The organism is Streptomyces sp. NPDC030183 (assembly GCF_055573455.1).
The window spans coordinates 39,637-55,598 of sequence record NZ_JBVIBK010000036.1 but is presented as its reverse complement, the minus strand read 5'-3'; the positions used below and the strand labels follow the sequence as shown (position 1 = coordinate 55,598).

Sequence of the window (15,962 nt, the reverse complement as noted above, 5' to 3'; positions counted from 1 at the left end):
AGGGCCCCCCGACGGGCGGCCGCGCACTGCCGCTTGGGGGTTCGGTGATGTCCGGCTAGGTGAGGTGTCGCCGACCGCCGGTCGTGAACGACGGCGTTTCACGTGTCGTCGGCCGTCATGGCAGCGACCGATGTCCCTCCGCCCGACGACTCGGCACTCACGGATCACCGGAGCGGGACACACAGGACAAGACCCCCGTGCCATCGACCGGGGACTGTTCGAACCTCTGCGTAAGCGGCCGTGCCGCGGGCTCACCCGTCGGCGCCGGCCTCCGCGGTGGCCGTGGCGGACACCTCTTCGACCACGACGCGCGCGTGCTTCTCCGGCACTCCGGCCGCGATGAGCGTGGTGACGGCCACCCGGGTGCCGTCGTCCTCCAGTGCCCCGGTGTTGGCCTGTTCCAGCAGGGCGACCGCCATGGCCTCCAGACCGGCGCTCAGCACCGCGGACGGCAACTGGGAGTGGAAGACGCCGTCTCGCTGCCCGCGCTCCAGGATGGCCGCGACCTTGACGCGGGCGGGCTCGAGGATCTCGGCGACACGATCCATGCCCAGGTCCCGCTGGGCGAGCGCCAGAAGCATGCGGTAGCGGTCGCCGACAGGCCACATCGACAACGTGAAGTGCGCGAGCGCCCGCTCCGCCGGTTCGGTCACCGTCGCTCCGACCGCCACGGCGGACTCGAGCGCCTCGGCGGCTTCCTCGGCCAGTGCCTCCAGGAGCGCCGCCCGCCCGGGGAAGTGCCCGAAAAGCGTGCGCCGTACGACACCGGAGGCGCGGGCCAGCTCTTCCAGGGTGATGTCCGGGTTCCGCCCGAGTTCCTGACGTGCGGTGGCCAGGATGCGCGCCCGGTTGGACCGTGCGTTGCGTCGCTGCGGGACGCGGCCGGCGGGCTGGGACACGGGAGGACCTCGATGAAGGTAAGACGAATCGGGGGCCCTCATTCTGGCACGTGCCCCCGTGCCGATCCCCGGCCGCAGCAGCGGATCGGCACGCCCTGATCAGGGGGGAGGCTCCTTGATGTCGGACGGCTCCCGCGGATCGACGCCGTTGTGGTGGGCGTGCGGGGGCTGACGGAGCGGACGTCGTCGGCGTGGCGGCGGGCGTCGCGGTAGGCCTCCTGGGCGGGCAGGCGCGGCACGGCCATGGGCTCGCCGACTCGCCGGTCGGTCGGAGCGACCGCGACCGAGCGGGCGCTCGCGCACTTCTCGGCCACGCCCGCCGGCCGGTTCGACGGCCCCCGGTGCCACCGGGTCGGGCGTCAGCCGGCCGGTGCCACCGGGTCGGGCTGGTCGGGGTCCTCCAGGGGTGGCAGCAGTACGTCCTCGTAACGGCCCAGCGCCAGTATGGCGCCGAGCATCAGCATCGGAATGATCACGGCTATCACCGCCATGGGCCCGGTCCTTCCCCAGGGAATGTGCTGTGGGGGGCTTCAGCCGGGTCTCCCCCGCGCGGTCGGGCAAACCCGGGCGGGAAGCGGAACCAGGACGGCGAACCGGGACGGCGGCGACCGGAACCGGGGCCGGGACGCCCGTGTCGACCCCGGGTCCTCGGGTACGCGGGGGCCACGCGAACCCTGGAGGGAGACATGCAGCGAGGCAGCGACCGGCTGAACGTCCACCGCGACGACGAGATGAAGCACGAACTGCAGGGGCTGCTCCGGTCCGGGCACTCCACCCGGACGGAGGAGTGGCACGACCCTGAGCCGTACGCCGAGGACGACCCGGAGCTCGCCCACGGGCCGGTGACGCCGAGCCGCGCGCCGGCCCGGGTGGAGACGACGCGTCTGGAGCTGGCCCGCGTCCTGGGCCGTACGTCGTTCCCGGCGGGCCCCGGCGAGCTGATCCGGGTCCTGCGCGACCGGCACGCCCCGGACAACCTCGTAGAACCCTTGGAGCAGCTGCCGAAGAAGGCCCGCTACGAGTCCGTGCACCAGCTCGCGGAGGCAGTGGTCGGCGCTCACGACGAGGGCGCGTAGCCGCCACGCTCCCGGGTACCGCGGCGTCACACCCCCGAGGGCGGGCCCCGCGGCCCGGGAGCAGCAACGAAAGGCCGATCAGCATGGCTGATGTCCTCAGGGCCGTCATGACGCCGGGGCGCTCGCCGACATCAGCCGGGCCGAACCGGACACCTGGCCGGGCGGAGCCCCGGTCTGACCACGGCGTCCGACGAGAAAGGAGACCGAGCTCTCATGCGTATCGCATTCCTGACCGCACCCGAGGGTGTGGAGCAGATCGAACTGACCGATCCGTGGCAGGCGGTGACGGACGCCGGCCACGAACCGGTGCTGGTGTCGACGAAGCCGGGCCGCGTGCAGGCGTTCAACCACCTGGACAAGGCCGACACGTTCGCCGTGGACGACGTGGTGGGCGAGGTGCCCGTCGAGTCGTTCGACGCACTGGTGCTGCCCGGTGGCGTGGCCAATCCGGACTTCCTGCGGATGGACGACAAGGCCGTCTCTTTCGTCCGGGAGTTCTTCGAGCGGGGCCGGCCGGTCGCCGCGATCTGCCACGCGCCGTGGACGCTCGTCGAGGCGGGCGTCGTCCGCGGCCGGGTGCTGACCTCGTGGCCCAGTCTGCGCACGGACATCCGCAACGCGGGCGGCGAATGGGTCGACGAGCAGGTGAAGGTCTGCGACCACGGCCCCAACAAGCTGGTCACCAGCCGCAAGCCGGACGACCTGAAGGCGTTCTGCGAAACCTTCCTGGACGTCTTCCAGACGGCCACGGTCTGAGACCGGTACGTCACGCGGCGACACGCGGAACGACTCAGGGGGCGCCCTCCCACAAGAGGGCGCCCCCTGCACGCGGTCCGGGCTCGGTCTACGGCCTTCGGCCCAGCAGGCACAGCAGCTCCGTCTGCGGGTCGGCGCCCGCCGGCGGGTCCACCGGCGCAGCGAACAGCCCGCTCTTCTCCAGGTCGCCCGCGTACGGCGCGATCTCCTCCGCCGCGAACGTCACCAGGTCCTCGGGGAGCCGTTCGTCCGCCCCGATCGCGCGGGACAGGTCCCAGGCGTGGACGACGAGATCCGCGATCATCTGCGCGCAGTACGCGGTGGCCGAGGCGTCGCCGTACGACAGGTGGACGGTGCGTGCGAGCGCCCCCGGCGCGCTGAACGCCTCCCGCGCGGAGCGGGCCGCCGTGTCCCAGGAGGCGGCCGGGTCGGGCCCCAGCAGGTCCCCGTCGAATGTGTCGCCGACCTCCTCGATCATGCAGCCGTGCCTGACCAGCGGCGGCACCCACAGCTGTTCGGAGACGAGGTGGTTGACGAGGTCGCGGACCGTCCAGTCGGCGCACGGGGTGCCCGCGCCCCACTGGTCGTCGCGGACGGCGTGCACCCGGACCCCGAAGAGGTCCTGCGCCTCGGCGTGCCGGGCCAGCAGCGGATGCGGCTCCGCCGTGTCGGCGGCTCCGCCGGTGTCCCCACGCGTGCCGCCGGTGTCCCCGCGTTTGCCGCCGGTGTTCCCGTGTTTGCCGCCGGTGTCCTTGTTCCCGACCGGGTCGGACGTCGTGCGTGTCATGACGGTCCCGGTCCTCGGTCGCGGGCGCCCTCGCGGGTGCGCCCGGAGACGACCGGGCGGCGCGGATGGCGGCGCAGGTACTCCCCCTCCAGCTGCGCCATCCGCTCGTTGTGGGTGCGCAGCGCTTCGGCCGATCCGTGCAGCAGCGTGTCGTGGCGGGTCCGGTGGATCGACTCCAGCTCCTTCATCAGCTGCTGGTCGTCCAGCTGGTCCGGGTGCACTCCGGTCATGGTGGTACCCCGATCTTCGTGTTCCCCCATGAGGTCCGGGTACCCGCCCGGCAAGCGTCACCCCAGCGGCATCCGGGAGGGAGCCATGGATCTCGCGTTCCTCCATCCACTGTACGAACATCCCGGGTTCTGGGCCTCCGTGTACGTCGCTACGCCCGCGCCCTCGGAGTCCATGGCCCGGGAACGGTCCCTGACGGTGGCCGCCGTCTCCCATGAACTCGCCGAGCAGGGGGCGGACGAGGCGACCTGCCGGGCCGTGCACCAGGCGGTGGAGGAGCTGCGCCACGACACCGAGCCGCACGGCCGGGCGCTGTTCGCCCACGACGGCCGGGTGGTCCTCGATCCGCCGCTGGCCGCGCCGCCCCCGGCGAACCAGGCATTCTGGGCGCCGCTGCCGCGTACGGCGCCGCTGCTGGACCTCGCCGGGGAGGACCCGGTGTGCGTGGTGGCGTACGTGGACCGGCGGGGCGCCCGCTTCGAGCTGCGCGGCGCCCTCGGCGGCGAGGACGCCGGGTCGGTGGCCGGGCGGCAGTGGCCGGTGCACCGGACGAGCACGGTCGACTGGTCGGAGCGGCACTTCCAGCTGCGGGTGCAGAACACCTGGGAGCACAACGCGGCGGAGGTCGCCGACGCGCTCGCCGTGTGTCAGGAGGACACCCGCGCCGATCTGCTGGTCCTCGTGGGTGAGGACCGTGAGCGGCACGCCGTGCGCGACCGGTTGCCGCGCCGGCTGCTGGACCGGGTGGCCGAGGCCCCGCTCGGCACGGGCGGCAGGCTGCTGGACGAGGACGTGGCGCGGATCCGCGCCGAGCACGCCCGCCGGCGGGCCGGCGACGAGGTCGAACGGTTCCTCGCGGCGCGCGGTCCGGACGCCGAGGGGCGCCGTGGAGCCGTGGAGGACGTGGCCGACCTGGTGGAGGCCGCGCGCGAGCACCGGATCGACGAGCTGCTCGTCCGCGCCGAGGGGCCCGACACGCACCGGGCGGTGTGGGTGGGCGAGGACCCCGATCAGCTGGCCGTACGCCGTACGGAGCTGCGTACGCTCGGCCTCGCCGAGGACCACGCCCGGTCGGCCAGGGCCGACGACGCCCTGCTGCGGTCCGTGGTGGCCACCGGCGCCCCGGCGATCTCCGTGACGCCGGCGCCCGGGGCCGCGGACGCCGAGGTCCCGGTGGGCGGCCTGGGCGCGCTGCTGCGCTGGACGTGACCCCGGTCGGCGCGGGCCGTGAACCGGTGTGCGGTCAGCGGGCGCGCTCCACGCGGCGCTCGTCCCACACCGGCTCCGGGGTCTCCCGTACCCGGCCGTCGGAGCCGAAGACCAGATATCGGTCGAACGAACGCGCGAACCAGCGGTCGTGGGTGACGGCGAGCACCGTGCCCTCGAAGGCTTCCAGGCCCTCCTGCAGGGCCTCGGCCGACTCCAGGTCCAGGTTGTCGGTCGGCTCGTCGAGGAGCAGGGCGGTGACTCCCTGGAGTTCCAGCAGGAGGATCTGGAAGCGGGCCTGCTGGCCCCCGGAGAGCCGGTCGAAGGGCTGCTCCGCTTGTCTGGTCAGCTCGTAGCGGCGCAGCCGGGACATGGCGGCGCCGCGGTCCTGCGCGTGCTCCTTCCACAGGATGTCGAGCAGGGTCCGCCCCTCCAGCTCCGGGTGGGCGTGCGTCTGCGCGAAGTGCCCGGGCACGACCCTGGCGCCGAGCTTCCACTGGCCCGCGTGGGTCACGTCCTCACCGGCGAGCAGCCGCAGGAAGTGCGACTTGCCGGAGCCGTTGGAGCCGAGGACGGCGACGCGCTCCCCGTAGAAGACCTCCAGGTCGAAGGGTTTCATCAGCCCCGTCAGTTCGAGGCCGGCGCAGGTGACGGCCCGTACGCCGGTACGGCCGCCCTTGAGCCGCATGGTGATGTCCTGCTCGCGCGGCGGCTCGGGCGGCGGCCCCGCCTCCTCGAACTTGCGCAGCCGGGTCTGGGCGGCGGCGTACCGCGACGCCATCTCATGGCTGACCGCGGCGGCCTGCCGGAGGGTCAGCACGAGCTTCTTCAGCTGGGCGTGCTTCTCGTCCCAGCGGCGGCGCAGCTCCTCGAAGCGCTCGAAGCGCTGCCGCCTCGCCTCGTGGTACGTGTCGAACCCGCCTCCGTGCACCCAGGCGTCGGCGCCCGCGGGCCCGGGCTCCACGCTCACGATCTTCTGGGCGGCGCGGGAGAGGAGTTCCCGGTCGTGGGAGACGAACAGCACGGTCTTGCGGGTCTCCGCGAGCCGCTCCTCCAGCCAGCGCTTGCCGGGGACGTCGAGGTAGTTGTCGGGCTCGTCGAGCAGCAGGACCTCGTCGGTGCCGCGCAGCAGGGCCTCCAGCACGAGCCGCTTCTGCTCACCGCCGGACAGGGTCCGCACCTGCCGCCACTGGGCCTTCTCGTACGGCATGCCGAGCGCGGCCGTGGTGCAGATGTCCCAGAGCGTCTCGGCCTCGTAGCCGCGGACCTCGGCCCAGTCGGAGAGGGCCTGGGCATAGGCGAGCTGGGCCGCCTCGTCGTCGACGGTCATGATCGCGTGCTCGGCCCTGTCGACGGCCCGGGCCGCCTCCCTGATGCCGGGCTGCGCCACGGACACGAGCAGGTCCCGCACGGTCGTCTCGTCCCGTACGGAGCCCACGAACTGGCGCATCACCCCGAGGCCGCCGGTCACGGTGACCGAGCCGCCGTGGGGCTTCAGCTCGCCGGAGATCAACCGCAGCAGGGTCGTCTTGCCCGCGCCGTTGGGGCCCACGAGAGCGACGACGGCCCCCTCCCCCACCCGGAACGACACATCGCCGAGCAGGGCCCTCCCGTCAGGAAGGTAGTACTCCAGATGCGCCGCTTCGAGATATCCCATGCGGCGCATTCTCCGAGCCCCGCGAACCGGGAAGCAAACCGATAAGCATGCGGGAGAAGCCGGTGAGGGCCGACGAGGAGTCGATGAGAGGTCGTCCGCCGGGCGCCCGCGCCGGCCCCGAGCGGACCCCCGCCTGACACGGTTCCCGCACCATGGGGTACCCGTGGACCCATGACCGCAGACGTCGACCTCACCGTCCGCCTCCCGGGCCACCACATCCTCCGGGACCGTTTCCTCGCCGCGGACAGCCGCCTCTTCAACGCGGTGGCGACCCGCGAGTGGCCGGGCGCCCACCCCATGCTGCCGAGGCTGAGCCGCGCCGCCAACCACGGCGTCCTCTGGTTCGCCACGGCGGCCGTGATCGCCGCGACCCGCAGCCCGAGGGCGCGCAGGGCGGCCGCCCGGGGCGTGGCCTCCCTCGCGCTCGCCTCGGCGACGATCAACACGCTCGGCAAGCGCACGGTGCGCCGCCCCCGCCCGGTCCTGGACAACGTCCCCGTCATGCGCCAGTTGAAGCGGCAGCCGATCACCACGTCCTTCCCGTCGGGGCACTCCGCGTCCGCCGCGGCCTTCGCGACCGGCGTCGCCCTGGAGTCGCGCGGCTGGGGGGCGGCGGTCGCCCCGCTCGCTACCGCCGTCGCGCTGTCCCGGGTGTACACGGGGGTGCACTTCCCGAGTGACGTCCTTGTCGGCGCCGCGCTCGGTGTGGGCGCCGCCTACGCGGTGCGGGGCATGGTGCCGACCCGCGACCAGCTGGCGCCGCCCGGCCGCCCCCGCGCGGACGCGCCCGCGCTCGCGGACGGCGAGGGCCTGGTCATGGTCGCCAACACCGCCTCCGGTACGGCCGACCGCGTGCGCGCGCTGCGGGACACGCTTCCCGGCGCCGCGACGGTGGAGTGCGCACCGGAGGACCTGCGCGCCGAGTTGGAGAAGGCGGCCGCCCACGCCCGGGTGCTCGGCGTGTGCGGCGGCGACGGCACGGTCAACGCCGCCGCCGAGGTCGCCCTGCGCCACGGTCTGCCGCTGGCCGTGCTGCCGGGCGGCACGCTCAACCACTTCGCGCGCGACCTCGGGGTGGAGGACGTACGCGATCTCAGCCGCGCCCTGCGCCAGGGCGAGGCCGTCCGGGTGGACCTGGGGCACTTCAGGTCCGGTGAGGCGGAGGGCCACTTCGTCAACACGTTCAGCCTGGGGGTGTACCCCGAGCTGGTGCGGGAGCGCGAACGCTGGGAGCGGATGTTCGGCGGCTGGCCGGCCGGTGTGATCGCGGCGCTGCGCGTCCTGCGCTCCGACCGGCACCCGCTCCAGGCCACCTTCCAGGGGCGGCCGCGCCCGATCTGGCTGCTGTTCGCCGGCAACGGCACGTACCACCGGCTGGGGCTGGCCCCGGGGCACCGTTTCGACCTCGCCGACGGCCTGTTCGACGTCCGTGTGGTGCACGGCGGGCGCCGTCCGGCGCTGCGGCTGCTGGCGGCGGCCCTCGCCGGCCCGCTGACCCGCTCCCCCGCGCACGCCGCGGTGCGGGTGAGCCGGCTCCGCGTCGAGGGCATCACACCGGGCACCCCGCTGGCGTACGACGGTGAAGTCACCGAGGCGCACGGCGATCTGACGCTGCGGAAGCTCCCGGAGGCGCTCACGGTCTACCGGCCCCTCGGCTGACCGGGGGCGCGTGACGCGCGACCGGAATCGGTCCAGTATTCAAGATGGCGGTCTCAATATTCGGCATGGGCGCGTACGGTTCCCCCAGGACCTGCAGAAGGGGAACGGTCATGTCGAAGGCACGGGAGACCGCCGTCTACACGCACGGGCACCACGAGTCGGTACTGCGTTCGCACACCTGGCGGACGGCCGCCAACTCGGCGGCGTACCTCCTCGGTTCACTGAAGCCGCACATGAAGGTCCTGGACATCGGGTGCGGCCCCGGCACCATCACAGCGGACCTCGCCGCCCTGGTCCCCGACGGGCACGTCACCGGCGTCGACCACGCGCCCGGCATCCTGGACCGGGCCCAGGCCACGGCCGCCGAACGGGGCCTGGCCAACGTGGACTTCGCGGTCGCCGACGTCCACGCGCTGGACCACCCGGACGACACGTTCTGCGTGGTGCACGCGCACCAGGTCCTCCAGCACGTGGGTGACCCGGTGCAGGCCCTGCGCGAGATGGTCCGGGTGACGAGGCCCGGCGGTCTGATCGCGGTCCGCGACTCGGACTACGCGGCGATGACCTGGTTCCCGCAGTCGCCGGGCCTGGACGACTGGCTGGACCTGTACCGGCGGGTGGCCAGGGCGAACGGCGGCGAGCCGGACGCGGGGCGCCGACTGAGGTCCTGGGCCCTGCGGGCCGGGCTCACCGACATCACGGCCACCTCCTCCACCTGGACGTACTCCACCGCCGAGGAGCGGGCCTGGTGGAGCGGACTGTGGGCGGACCGCACGGTCGCCTCGGCGTACGCCCGGCGGGCCACCGAGAGCGGCCACGCCACCGAGGAGCGACTGCGGGCGATCGAGGCGGCCTGGCGGGAATGGGGGCGCCAGGAGGACGGCTGGTTCGCCGTCCTGCACGGAGAAATTCTGTGCAGAAAGCCGGCCTGAAATCTGGAATTCTGGAAACACGGACCATCAGGAGGTTCGCATAATGGTTCCCATCCTGCTGGTACTGCTGCTGGTGCTGATTCTTTTCGGTGCCGGATTCGCGGTGAAGGTTCTCTGGTACATCGCACTGGCCGTTCTGGTCCTGTGGCTCCTCGGATTCCTGCTGCGCGGTACGACCGCGTCCGGGGGCAGGAGCCGCTGGTACAGGTGGTGAATTCGCTCCCCCCGGGACTGAACACGACGAACAACGAACCGCCGAGGGGCGGGTTCAGTCCCGGGGGAGCAACGGCCCGAGCGGCCCGAGGTCCAGATTGAGGTCCTCGGGCCGCAGTCCGTAGCGCTCGCGCAGCTCGGTCATCCGGTCGTCCAACAGCATCAGGGTGAGCCCGATGCGCTCCTCCTGCTCCTCGGAGAGCTCCCCGGTGTCGAACCGGCGCACCGCCTGTCGCTCCATGAGCTGCCGGAGCAGTTCGACGACGGTGAGGACCAGCTTGACCAGGTCTCGTTCGACCGTGTCGGGTTCCAGTTCGAGACGGTTCCGGCCGGTCACTCGCTGCCTCCCCAGGGTGCGGGCACATTCGCGTTGACGGAGCTGATGAGCGCGTTGAGGTCGATGCGGACCAGGTCGACGTCCGCGATGCGCAGGGTGAGGTCACCGGTGATGACGACCCCGCCGGCGAGCAGCCGGTCGAGCAGGTCGACGAGGGCCACCTCACGGCGTTCGACGACGGTCACGGATTCCCTCCGCCCATGCCCGCGGAGCCCCCGCTGTCACCGGAGTTCCCTGCGCCGCCGGAATTCCCGTTACCGGGCTCCTCACCGCTGAAGGAATAGGCGGCCCAGGGGCCGGTGAGTTCGACGCGCAATCCGGGCTCCTCGTTCTTGGTGCGGTCCACGAGTTCCACGAACTCCTCGGAATTCCGGCGCGGCACCAAATAGGCCGCATTGAGCACATTGCGACCGGGCGCACCGGAAAGGGCGGAATTCTGGGGTGCGTGCAGCCGGGTGTCCTCGGCGCATTCCGAGAGGGTCTCGTGCAGTCGGCGGGCGAAGCGCTCGGCCTTCTCCCACATCTCCTCGTGGGCCTGCCGGCTGCGCCGCCGCTGCCGCAGATAGTCCCGCCCGCTGGTGGGCTTCGCCGGTTCCTGTGGCCGTGCCTCGGTCTCCGGTTCCGCGTACACCTTGACACCCCACTCCACCCGGCCCGTCAGCCGGTCCAGGGTGCGCAGGAAGCCCTCCTCGCGGGCCTCCAGCATGACCCGCACCCCGCTGTCGTCGTGGAAGACGGTGCCGAGCCGCAGCGGCAGCGGCGTGGTGACCACGGTCAGCGCGTCGATCACGTTCTGGTGGGCGTGGGCGGTCTCGGTCAGCCAGTCGAGGTCCTCCAGATGGGCGCGCAGCGGCTGCTCGGCGAAGTCGCGCTCCGGCACCTCGCTGACCACGGCGACCAGGTCGCGGTGGCGCAACATCCGGGGCGGGGCGCCCCCGACCCCCGTGATCTGGGACTGGAGCGGCGCGTCGAAGGGTCGGCACACCGCGTACACATAGCGCAGTCCGGTCATGAGGGCTCCTCTCTGGCGCCGCCGCGCTCGACGGCCGGCTCCGGCTCGCGCCGGGGGCGGCCGTCGTCCAGCTCGGCGAGCCGGGCGCGCAACTCGGCGTTCTCACGGGAGAGTTCGTCGCGGCGAGCGTGCGACGACAGGGCCGGGTCGGTCTCCCACCAGTCGATGCCCATCTCCTTCGCCTTGTCGACGGAGGCGACGATGAGGCGCAGCTTGATAGTGAGCAGTTCGATGTCGAGCAGATTGATCCGGATGTCGCCCGCGATCACCAGACCTTTGTCCAGTACACGCTCCAGGATGTCTGCCAGGTTGGCGCTTCCGTTCTGGCCGTACGGCTCGGGGACTCGGCTCGGGAATGTCACTGGCGGCTCCCGCCCGAGGCGGGACGTTCCTCGTCCTCATAGTCGTACGGTTCCTCGTCGCTGTCCTCCTCGACGTCCTCCTCGTAGGCGCCGTCGGCCTCGGGGTCCTCCTCGTAGGCGTCCTCGGCGTCCTCCGCGTCCTCGTCGGCGTACTCGTCCGCGCCGGGCTCCTCGTCGTCGGCCTCGGCGTCGTCCCGGGGCTCGTCGTCGGGCTCGTCCGGCTCGTCGTCCGGTTCCTCGTCCTCGTAGGCGCCCTCGTCGTCCGCGTAGGCGTCCTCGGACTCGTCCCGGGCCTCGTCGTCGCCCTCGGACTCCTCGCGCTCCTCCTCGGCGACCACGTCCTCGTGGGAGCGCACGACCTCGCCGTCGCGGATCTCCCCGCGCCAGCCTTCCTCCTCTTCACCCTTAAGAGTGACAAAGCGGGCGAAATGTTTGAGATCGAGACGGGCGCGGCGGCCCTGGGCGCGCCAGAGGTTGCCGGTCTTCTCGAACAGGCCCTTCGGGTAGTACTCGATCACCAGCAGCACCCGGGTGAGGTTGTCCGCGAGCGCGTGGAAGGAGACGGTGCCCTTCGTGGTGCCCTTGGCGCCCTCGGACGTCCAGGTGATCCGGTCGTCGGGCACCTGCTCGGTCGTGTGGGCCTTCCAGCTGCGGTTGGACCAGAAGACCTTGAGCTGCCAGTCGGAGTGGGTGTCGTCGGCCCGGTCGGCGCTCTTGACGCCCTTGGCGAAGGTGCTGAAGTCCTGGTACCGGGTCCACCGGTCGTACGCGGTGCGCACGGGGACGCCCACGTCGACGGACTCCAGGATCACCGTGGGCTTGCTGCCCGCCCCGCCCCCGCGGCCGCCCTTGCCGCCGCCGAGGTTCTTCAGGGCGCCCATCACACTGTCCTTGGCGCGGCCCGCGCCCACTTCCAGGGCGGCGCGCAGCGGGCCCTTGCCCTCGGCGAGCTTGCGGCCGCCCTCCAGGGCGAGCTTGGCGAAGCCGGGGCTGTTGCCGTCCGCGATGTCGTTCAGCTTGCCGGTGGTCTCGCCGAGCTTGCGGCCCAGGCCGACCAGCATCCGCTGGGCCTGCGCGGCCAGGAAGTCCCGGGCCTCGTCCTTCAGATGGTCGACGGCCGGGCTGTGGGCGAGATCGGAGAGCGGGGAGCCGCCCGCCGAGCCCTTCGCCGTGTCGGTCGCGCCCTTCGCGGTGTCCGTCGCGCGGCCGGTCGCCGCGCCCAGGGTCTCAGTCATCGCCACCGCCTCCCCTCGTGGCCCGCGACCGGGTGGTCTTGCGGGCGGTCTTCTTCGCCGGGGTGGTCTTCTTGGCGGCCGTCTTCTTCGCGGCGGCCTTCTTCGCCGCGCCCTTGCGCGCGGCCGGGGCGGTCTTCTTCGCGGGCGCCTTCTTGGCGGCCCGCGCGGCGGTCTTCCTCGCCGACCGCCCGCGCCGCGGCTCCTCGTCCTCGCCGGACGCCTCGGCGCGCTCGTCCTCGTCCGCCTCGTCCTCGTACGCCTCGTCGTCGTCCTCGTCACGTTCCGACCGGCCGGGCGCGGCTCCGGAGAGCTGGTCGCGCACCTGCGCGGTGCGGCCGTGCAGCCGGTCCGCGAGCCCTTCTATCTGGCGTTCGACCAGCGCTCCGGTCGCCGCCTTGCCTACGCCGCGCAGGTCACCGCGCAGCTGGTCGCCGATCTCCTTGAACTGCGGATTGTTCAGCAGTTGCTGGGACACCAGGTCCGCGATCGCCCGCGGACCGAGGTTCATCCGCTTGCCCGCCACCATGGTGCCGACCGCGAAGGCGAGCTTCAGTTTCTTCGTACGTCCGAGGACGTATCCGGCCCCGACAGCGAGGCCCAGTCCCACTCGGTTCATCATGTCGTCCCGTCGCCATTTCCCGTGCCTCTGCGCGCGCTGATCTCCAGCCGCTCCAGAAGCTCGTCCTCCAAGCGGTCGAACTCCTCCTCATCGATCTCGCCCGCGTCGAGCCGCTGCTCGAGGCGGGCGAGATCGGCGCGGACGGCCGCCGGGTCGTAGTACTGGCGCTCGGCTTCGGCCAGCACCTGTCTCACCGCCCAGAGGCTGCCGCGTACCGGTGCGAACGGCAGCAGCAGCACCTCGGAGATCAGACCCATGCACTCGCCTCCTTCGACCTCGTGCGCCGTGCGCGCGGCGCGATCAGTGCGCCGCCTCCGCGGGCTGGGCAGCACCCGGCTCGACGAAGCTGTACGGCGGCAGCGGACCGTTGACCCGCAGTTCGACGTGCGGATGGCTCTTGCGCACCTCTTCCACGGCGGCGAGGAACACCTCGGCCGACTGCCGCTCGACCAGGAACGACACATTGGCCAGCCAGCCGGTGGAGTCGGGGCCCACGCTCACGTCGGCCGCCGCCGACTCCAGTGCCCGCCGGATCTCCGCCGCGTCCTCGGCCTCCCGCTGCTGCACCGCACCGGCGACCATCTCGCCGAGCCGCAGCCGGTCCTCGTAGGTGCCGCCGCCGGCCTTGCGGTTGGCCTCGGCCAGCGAGCGCAGCTCGGCGTTCTCGCTCATCACCCGGTGCAGCACGCCCTGCTCGTCGTGGCTGGCCTTGACGTTGTACTCGACCTTGCCGTCGAGGGCGCCCAGCCGCTCCCGGTAGTGCTCGGCACGCTCGGCGAGCACTCCGGTGACCGCCGCGTCGTCCGGGGCGACGCTGCCGAACCGCATGGGCAGCACGGAGCCGCCCCCGCCGGCCTCGCTCAGCACGTTCTGGTGGGCGAGCAGGTCCTTGCGCTTGGGGCGCAGCCCTTCGGGGGCGTCACTGACGATCGCCGCCAGCTCGCCCTCCTTCAGGATGCGCACGGGGCGCGGCGGGTCGCCCACCCCGCCCATGCCTTCGGGCAGAGCGGTGTGCGAGCTCGCCGCGATGCCGTAGACGTACGTGCTCACTCCTGTTCCTCCCTCTTGCGCGAGCTGGTGGTCTTGCGTGCCCGGGGTCGCGATTCGGTCTGGCCGTCGTCGCGGGCCTGCTTGAAGGCATCGGAGATCGTCTCGGCGGCGCCGGACAGCGCCCCCTTCGACTTGCCGCGCGCGCCGGACTCGGTGATCTCACCGACCAGGTCGGGCAGGCCGGGGTTCTTGCGCGGCCCGGCCTCCAGGTCGAGCCGGTTGCACGCCTCGGCGAAGCGCAGGTAGGTGTCGACGCTCGCGACGACGACACGTACGTCGATCTTGAGGATCTCGATGCCCACGAGGGAGACCCGTACGAAGGCGTCGATGACCAGTCCTCGGTCGAGGACCAGTTCCAGGACGTCGTAGAGGCCGCTGCTGCCGCCTCCACCGCCGGACTGCTGTGCCGGGACTACGGTCATGCCGGCCATTCCTCCTTGTCTTGGGGTGCTGGAGCGGGACGCGGCCTAGCGGCCGCCGGGGCGCTGGGGGTCGGCCCTCCCGCGTTCGTAGCGGCGGACGCGCCGGTAACCGGTGAGCTCCCCGTCGGGGTCCAGCTCCACCTGGTAGCTCGCCAGCAGACTCATGGTGTCGGGGACCCTGGCCATTTCCAGGACCTCGACCTCCAACGTCCAGCCGTCCTCGGTCTGTTCGAAGGACGACACGGACTCGGGCGCCATGCCGGTCAGCTCCGCGAGCTGGGTCCGCGCGTGGCGCAGAATCTGCATCGGGGTGGGACGGCTCTCCGCCGTGTCGTTCCGGGAAGACCCCGACGACTCCCGCCCCTCTTCCGGTTCGTCCGTTTCCTGTGATTTCTGGGTTTTCTGTGAAGTCTGCGACTTCGATGTGCTGGATGTGTTCGACATGGCCACCTCGAACACCGAGTGGCCCACCGGCCGTTGGCCAAACATTCCGGGTGCGTGCCGTCTCAACCTCGTCGTGTGCCGAGCCTCCTGCGAGCCGGACCCAGGGCGCGGGCCCGGCGCATCACCCCGGCCCAGGGGTCGGTGCGGGCCTGCTCGACGGCGTCCTCGATCGTCCAGCGGCGCGCGTCGACGGCGGGGTCGTCGAGCTGTTCCCAGGCGATCGGTGTGGCGACGGGTGCGCCGGGCCGGGCCCGCACGGTGAACGGGGCGACGGCGGTCTGGGCGTAGGCGTTGCGCTGGATGTCGAGGTAGAGGCGCCCGCCCCGCTCCTTCTTGCGGGCGGCGGTGGTGAGCCGCTCGGGGTGGGCGCGGACCAGTTCCTCGGCGATCTCCCTGGCGAAGTCGCGCACCGCGTCGAAGTCGTCGTGCCCGTTCACCGGCACGACGACGTGCAGGCCCTTGGACCCGGTGGTCATCGGCGCCGACGGCAGCCCCAGCTCGTCGAGCACCTCCTTGACGTCGCGAGCCGCTCGGCGGACCTGGTCGAAGTCGTCCTCGGCGGGGTCGAGGTCGAAGACCATCCGGTCGGGGTGGTCGATCCGGCCGGTCCGGGAGAGCCAGCGGTGGAGGGTGACGCATGCCTGGTCGGCGAGGTAGACGAGGGTGGCGGTGTCCTCGCAGACCGCGTGGACGACTGTGCCGCCCTCCTTGGCCACCTCGACCCGCTCGATCCAGTCGGGATAGTGGTCGGGGGTGTTCTTCTGCATGAAGGTGGGGCCGCCGACGCCGTCCGGGTGCCGTTCCAGCATCAGCGGGCGCCCGCGCAGATGGGGCAGCATGAACGGGGCGACGGCCCGGTAGTACGTCACGAGATCGTCCTTGGTGTACCGCGCGCCGCCCCGCCGCCGTCCGCCCCCGCTGCCACCGCCGCCCGCCTCGGCCCCGGCTCCGCCACCGCTGTCGCCGTCGGCGGGGAAGAGCACCTTGTCGGGACGGTGGATCTCCACGCTGCGCCGGCCGACCCGCAGGGTGCGTGCGGCCCCCATGGTGAACTCCTCTCGCCGTACG

The 15,962-nt window shown here is 72.3% G+C and carries 22 protein-coding genes; 6 read left to right on the top strand and 16 right to left on the bottom strand.

Translation table 11 applies throughout. The features are described from left to right. Positions 1-251: 251 nt before the first annotated feature. Both ACZ4Z2_RS33185 and ACZ4Z2_RS33180 read right to left on the bottom strand, forming a co-directional pair. Entirely contained in the window at positions 252-941 is a 690-nt protein-coding gene (locus ACZ4Z2_RS33185) for a TetR family transcriptional regulator (RefSeq protein WP_468081125.1), read from the bottom strand. A 317-nt stretch (positions 942-1,258) separates the two neighbouring features. After that, positions 1,259-1,390, bottom strand: coding sequence for a hypothetical protein (locus ACZ4Z2_RS33180; protein ID WP_468081123.1), 132 nt, complete (start codon positions 1,388-1,390; stop codon positions 1,259-1,261). 195 nt (positions 1,391-1,585) lie between these two features. On the opposite strand from ACZ4Z2_RS33180, the gene ACZ4Z2_RS33175 reads away from it, so the two are divergent. Then, the gene (locus tag ACZ4Z2_RS33175) at positions 1,586-1,975 is read left to right on the top strand and encodes a DUF2795 domain-containing protein (protein WP_468081121.1); all 390 of its coding nucleotides are present in this window, start codon (positions 1,586-1,588) and stop codon (positions 1,973-1,975) included. Positions 1,976-2,188: 213 nt separating this feature from the next. Further along, positions 2,189-2,731, top strand: coding sequence for a type 1 glutamine amidotransferase domain-containing protein (locus ACZ4Z2_RS33170; RefSeq protein ID WP_468081120.1), 543 nt, complete (start codon positions 2,189-2,191; stop codon positions 2,729-2,731). Between the two features lie 88 nt (positions 2,732-2,819). On the opposite strand, the gene ACZ4Z2_RS33165 is transcribed toward ACZ4Z2_RS33170, so the two are convergent. Next, positions 2,820-3,518, bottom strand: a complete 699-nt coding sequence (locus ACZ4Z2_RS33165) for a TIGR03086 family metal-binding protein (RefSeq protein WP_468081118.1) — start codon at positions 3,516-3,518, stop codon at positions 2,820-2,822. Beyond that, the gene (locus ACZ4Z2_RS33160) at positions 3,515-3,748 is read right to left on the bottom strand and encodes a DUF6158 family protein (protein ID WP_099967589.1); all 234 of its coding nucleotides are present in this window, start codon (positions 3,746-3,748) and stop codon (positions 3,515-3,517) included. Before ACZ4Z2_RS33160 ends, ACZ4Z2_RS33165 begins: the two co-directional genes overlap by 4 nt. A gap of 85 nt (positions 3,749-3,833) precedes the next feature. On the opposite strand from ACZ4Z2_RS33160, the gene ACZ4Z2_RS33155 reads away from it, so the two are divergent. Continuing rightward, positions 3,834-4,955 (top strand): baeRF2 domain-containing protein, encoded by a 1,122-nt coding sequence (locus ACZ4Z2_RS33155; protein WP_468081116.1) that lies wholly within the window; start codon positions 3,834-3,836, stop codon positions 4,953-4,955. Positions 4,956-4,989: 34 nt separating this feature from the next. Here ACZ4Z2_RS33155 and ACZ4Z2_RS33150 read toward each other — a convergent pair whose 3' ends face one another. Further along, complete coding sequence (locus ACZ4Z2_RS33150) at positions 4,990-6,609, bottom strand: ABC-F family ATP-binding cassette domain-containing protein (RefSeq protein ID WP_468081115.1); 1,620 nt, start codon at positions 6,607-6,609, stop codon at positions 4,990-4,992. Between the two features lie 171 nt (positions 6,610-6,780). On the opposite strand from ACZ4Z2_RS33150, the gene ACZ4Z2_RS33145 reads away from it, so the two are divergent. The 3 genes from ACZ4Z2_RS33145 to ACZ4Z2_RS33135 all read left to right on the top strand — a co-directional run bounded on the left by ACZ4Z2_RS33145 (position 6,781) and on the right by ACZ4Z2_RS33135 (position 9,414). Continuing rightward, positions 6,781-8,268, top strand: coding sequence for a phosphatase PAP2 family protein (locus ACZ4Z2_RS33145; RefSeq protein ID WP_468081114.1), 1,488 nt, complete (start codon positions 6,781-6,783; stop codon positions 8,266-8,268). A gap of 110 nt (positions 8,269-8,378) precedes the next feature. Next, a complete protein-coding gene (locus ACZ4Z2_RS33140; protein ID WP_468081113.1) occupies positions 8,379-9,200 on the top strand; it encodes a class I SAM-dependent methyltransferase in 822 nt (273 codons plus the stop codon). Positions 9,201-9,243: 43 nt separating this feature from the next. Further along, complete coding sequence (locus tag ACZ4Z2_RS33135; RefSeq protein ID WP_468081111.1) at positions 9,244-9,414, top strand: hydrophobic protein; 171 nt, start codon at positions 9,244-9,246, stop codon at positions 9,412-9,414. Between the two features lie 54 nt (positions 9,415-9,468). Here ACZ4Z2_RS33135 and ACZ4Z2_RS33130 read toward each other — a convergent pair whose 3' ends face one another. The 11 genes from ACZ4Z2_RS33130 to ligD all read right to left on the bottom strand — a co-directional run bounded on the left by ACZ4Z2_RS33130 (position 9,469) and on the right by ligD (position 15,940). Beyond that, entirely contained in the window at positions 9,469-9,750 is a 282-nt protein-coding gene (locus tag ACZ4Z2_RS33130; protein ID WP_468081110.1) for a gas vesicle protein K, read from the bottom strand. Continuing rightward, positions 9,747-9,935 carry a gas vesicle protein gene (locus ACZ4Z2_RS33125; RefSeq protein WP_055539028.1) on the bottom strand — a complete coding sequence of 63 codons (189 nt, stop codon included), beginning with the start codon at positions 9,933-9,935 and terminating at the stop codon, positions 9,747-9,749. Before ACZ4Z2_RS33125 ends, ACZ4Z2_RS33130 begins: the two co-directional genes overlap by 4 nt. Continuing rightward, positions 9,932-10,762, bottom strand: coding sequence for a GvpL/GvpF family gas vesicle protein (locus ACZ4Z2_RS33120; RefSeq protein ID WP_468081108.1), 831 nt, complete (start codon positions 10,760-10,762; stop codon positions 9,932-9,934). Before ACZ4Z2_RS33120 ends, ACZ4Z2_RS33125 begins: the two co-directional genes overlap by 4 nt. Continuing rightward, positions 10,759-11,124, bottom strand: a complete 366-nt coding sequence (locus tag ACZ4Z2_RS33115) for a gas vesicle protein (RefSeq protein WP_468081107.1) — start codon at positions 11,122-11,124, stop codon at positions 10,759-10,761. The genes ACZ4Z2_RS33120 and ACZ4Z2_RS33115 overlap by 4 nt, the downstream gene beginning before the upstream one ends. Next, positions 11,121-12,359 (bottom strand): SRPBCC family protein, encoded by a 1,239-nt coding sequence (locus ACZ4Z2_RS33110; protein WP_468081105.1) that lies wholly within the window; start codon positions 12,357-12,359, stop codon positions 11,121-11,123. Before ACZ4Z2_RS33110 ends, ACZ4Z2_RS33115 begins: the two co-directional genes overlap by 4 nt. Continuing rightward, on the bottom strand, positions 12,352-12,975 hold the full coding sequence (locus ACZ4Z2_RS33105) for a DNA primase (protein ID WP_468081148.1): 624 nt from the start codon (positions 12,973-12,975) through the stop codon (positions 12,352-12,354). The genes ACZ4Z2_RS33110 and ACZ4Z2_RS33105 overlap by 8 nt, the downstream gene beginning before the upstream one ends. Further along, positions 12,975-13,235: a gas vesicle protein GvpG gene (locus ACZ4Z2_RS33100; protein ID WP_468081103.1), complete on the bottom strand. Its 261-nt coding sequence runs from the start codon at positions 13,233-13,235 to the stop codon at positions 12,975-12,977. Before ACZ4Z2_RS33100 ends, ACZ4Z2_RS33105 begins: the two co-directional genes overlap by 1 nt. A 43-nt stretch (positions 13,236-13,278) precedes the next feature. Then, positions 13,279-14,028 carry a GvpL/GvpF family gas vesicle protein gene (locus tag ACZ4Z2_RS33095; protein ID WP_468081101.1) on the bottom strand — a complete coding sequence of 250 codons (750 nt, stop codon included), beginning with the start codon at positions 14,026-14,028 and terminating at the stop codon, positions 13,279-13,281. Beyond that, entirely contained in the window at positions 14,025-14,450 is a 426-nt protein-coding gene (locus ACZ4Z2_RS33090) for a gas vesicle structural protein GvpA (protein ID WP_468081099.1), read from the bottom strand. Before ACZ4Z2_RS33090 ends, ACZ4Z2_RS33095 begins: the two co-directional genes overlap by 4 nt. Positions 14,451-14,495: 45 nt before the next feature. Beyond that, positions 14,496-14,894, bottom strand: a complete 399-nt coding sequence (locus ACZ4Z2_RS33085; protein WP_468081097.1) for a gas vesicle protein GvpO — start codon at positions 14,892-14,894, stop codon at positions 14,496-14,498. Between the two features lie 62 nt (positions 14,895-14,956). Then, positions 14,957-15,940, bottom strand: a complete 984-nt coding sequence (ligD, locus tag ACZ4Z2_RS33080) for a non-homologous end-joining DNA ligase (protein WP_468081096.1) — start codon at positions 15,938-15,940, stop codon at positions 14,957-14,959. Positions 15,941-15,962: the final 22 nt, after the last annotated feature.